At 68.9% G+C, this 2,539-nt stretch carries 2 protein-coding genes and 1 pseudogene; 2 read left to right on the top strand and 1 reads right to left on the bottom strand.

The window, feature by feature from the left end; genetic code table 11:
- Nucleotides 1–229 (top strand): annotated as a pseudogene (locus GXB81_RS30850) (ribonuclease III); the annotation flags it as partial.
- A gap of 112 nt (nucleotides 230–341) precedes the next feature.
- Here GXB81_RS30850 and GXB81_RS30845 read toward each other — a convergent pair.
- Nucleotides 342–1,691, bottom strand: coding sequence for a TAXI family TRAP transporter solute-binding subunit (locus GXB81_RS30845; RefSeq protein ID WP_205991193.1), 1,350 nt, complete (start codon nucleotides 1,689–1,691; stop codon nucleotides 342–344).
- A gap of 229 nt (nucleotides 1,692–1,920) precedes the next feature.
- Between GXB81_RS30845 and GXB81_RS30840 the strand changes: the two genes are divergently transcribed.
- Nucleotides 1,921–2,361, top strand: coding sequence for a DUF2946 domain-containing protein (locus GXB81_RS30840; RefSeq protein ID WP_205991192.1), 441 nt, complete (start codon nucleotides 1,921–1,923; stop codon nucleotides 2,359–2,361).
- Nucleotides 2,362–2,539: the final 178 nt, after the last annotated feature.

The following is a 2,539-nucleotide window of genomic DNA, read 5'->3' as shown; positions in this document are numbered from 1 at the left end:
CGAAGCAGCGGCGGCGGCTGCAAACGGCGACGCCGTGGCCGAACCGGCGAGCGCGCCGGTCGAGGCCCATGCCGTAGCGGCGGTCGAGGCCCATGCCGTAGCGGCGGCCGAGGCCGATCAAACCAGCCTGCAAGCCGGTTCGCAGCCTGCCGCGCAAGCCGGCGGTGAGCAAGCCGCGCCGGCAAGCACGCAAGCCGATACCCCGGCGGCACCGCCCTCGGAGGCATAAACCGCGAGGGGCCCGTTGCAGGGCACCGCTTCACGCATGAACGGCAAGGTGCCCATGTCAGGGCACCGCTTCGACGCACTGCCCCCGGCACTTTCAGACTTAAAAGGCCCCCTCAGGCCTCCATCACGGGCCGCGCCGCCGACAACCGGCTGCGCACGAAGCCCACATGTTCGCGCAGTACGTAAAACGCATCCGCGTACGCCAGCGGCATGCGCAGGCGGTTCAACGCCGCCTCGATCTGATCGAGGCGCGCGAGAAGATGGGCGCGCTCTTCTTCGGTGGCCCCGGCGAGCGCGTGCCGTTCGATCGCGATCAGCACCCCGTAGTAGCGATAGATGCGCGAGCGCACGCGCCAGCGGTAGAGCGCCGGAACCACCCGCATCGCGGGCAGGAGCAGCACCGCGACCGGTAGCAGCAGCACGAGCGTGCGGTCGCCGATGCTGGCGATCCAGAACGGCAGCGTGCGGTACAGGAAGCCCTTGCCGGTCCGGTAGTAGCGCAGTGCGTCGTCGCTGATCTGATACTCGTGCGCGACCGGATTCGGAAACTGCCCCGCGTGCTGCAGGAGCCCCGCCTGGCCATGCACTTCCTGCGCCGCCTCGATAAGCAGATCGGAGATCGCCGGATGCAGCGTGCTGCGCGCGACGAGTTCGACGGTCGGGCTGACCAGATATACGGTCTCGGGCGGAATGCGCCGCTTCAGATCGAGCACGCCGGGCGGCAATTCGATCTGGTCGAGAAACGGAAAGAGGCGCGTATAGGCGGCCGCTTCGTCGAAATTCATCACCGAAATGCCGGGCACCTTGAGCAGGCGCAGCATCAGCCCGCGCGTCGCGGAATCGCCGCTGAGGAGCGCCGCGTCGACCTTGCCCGCGACCAGTTGCGTGGCGGCCTGCAGGCCGTCGCTCGGCACCAGCGTGGTCGTGCCGCCGGGTTCGATGCCGTTGGCCGCGAGCAGTTGCAGCGCGAGCAGCCGCGTGCCGCTGCCCTCGCGGCCCACCGCGATCTTTTTGCCTTCGAGCTGCGAGAGCTGCGTCAAACCCGTGCCGCGATAGAACACGACGACCGGGACATAGAACAGGCTGCCGAGCGACACCAGCGACGACGTATCGACGCCCTCGGCGACGCCGCCCTGCACGAACGCGAGATCGACGTGCTGTTTCGGATCGAGCAGCCGTTGCAGGTTCTGCACCGAGCCTTCCGATTCGAGCACGTTCAGGTGGATGCCGTTGCGCGCGAGGATCTTGCGGTACTGGTTCGCGGTGACGATGAACGAGCTGTCGCGCGGGCCGGCGCTGATCGTGATCGTGCGCGGCGGCGCCGGGTTCGCGATCCAGACGATCAGCACGACCACCAGCGTGATCGCGAGCGCCGTCAGGAAGTAGGGCATCACGTGGTGGCGCCATTCGGCACGCGTGGATTCGCGAGGCAGAGGCAAGGGACGCGGGCGCTGCGCTTTCATGAACACTCCGTGCCGGAAGCCGGGATCAGGCATTGTCGCCTGTGCGCGGCGGGTTTGCCGTCGGCAGTTTGCTCTATTGACCGCGCCCGGGCGCGTCGGTGGCGCTTAGGCGACGAGGCCGGCGCGCGGACGAGCCGCGGGGCTCGCATGGCATAATTTCGCGCATCTCGCGGTCTATCGATCGAGGACCGTCACTTCGTCGCCTGGCGCCGCGCACCCGTTACCCCGCATGTTGACCCGTTTGCACCGGAAGATCGGCAGTTGGCTTGGATTGCTCGCGATCCTGATGACGACGCTCGCGCCGACGATCTCGCATACGCTCGCGGCCCGCGACGCGGCTGCCGCGCTGTCCGGCGCGCATTGCCGGGCGTCGATGGACGGCATGGAGGCCGACGCGATCGGCGCTAGGGCATCGATGCCGGCCATGCGGATGCCGATGCACGACGGCGCGCCCGGCGATGCGCCCGGCAAGCACGCGTGGATGTCGGATGGCGACGCCTGCGGCTATTGCAGTCTGCTCGCGCATCTGCCCGTGATGCCGGGCATCGAGACGCTGTTCGCCGTCGCGATCCCTACGCATCGGCAGCAGGTCGCGGTTCGCTTCGACAGCGTACGCCGTGCCGAGCCGCTCGCCTTCGCGCAACCGCGCGCCCCGCCGTTCGCTTCCTGACTCGCATTTTCGACGACGCGCCGCGCCCAGCCGCGCGCGTCCGCTCGCGCACGCTCATACGCCGACGTGCGCCGGCCCGTCGCAACCGAACAGACAGGATCACACATGCACACTCCAGCAACGCGCGGCGGCTCTGCGCCGCGTGCGGCGCCGCGCACCGCTTTCGCGTTGGCCGCCG

Origin of the sequence: Paraburkholderia sp. Ac-20336 (genome assembly GCF_017105025.1) — a bacterium.
Classification (GTDB): Bacteria; Pseudomonadota; Gammaproteobacteria; order Burkholderiales; family Burkholderiaceae; genus Paraburkholderia.
Note: the sequence above shows the minus strand (reverse complement) of the source record. Positions and strands in the feature narration are given on the sequence as shown.

Excerpts from the sequence above, each read along its gene's own strand:
- GXB81_RS30845 (WP_205991193.1), bottom strand. The coding sequence starts at position 1,691 with ATGAAAGCGCAGCGCCCGCGTCCCTTGCCTCTGCCTCGCGAATCCACG.
- GXB81_RS30840 (WP_205991192.1), top strand. The coding sequence starts at position 1,921 with ATGTTGACCCGTTTGCACCGGAAGATCGGCAGTTGGCTTGGATTGCTC.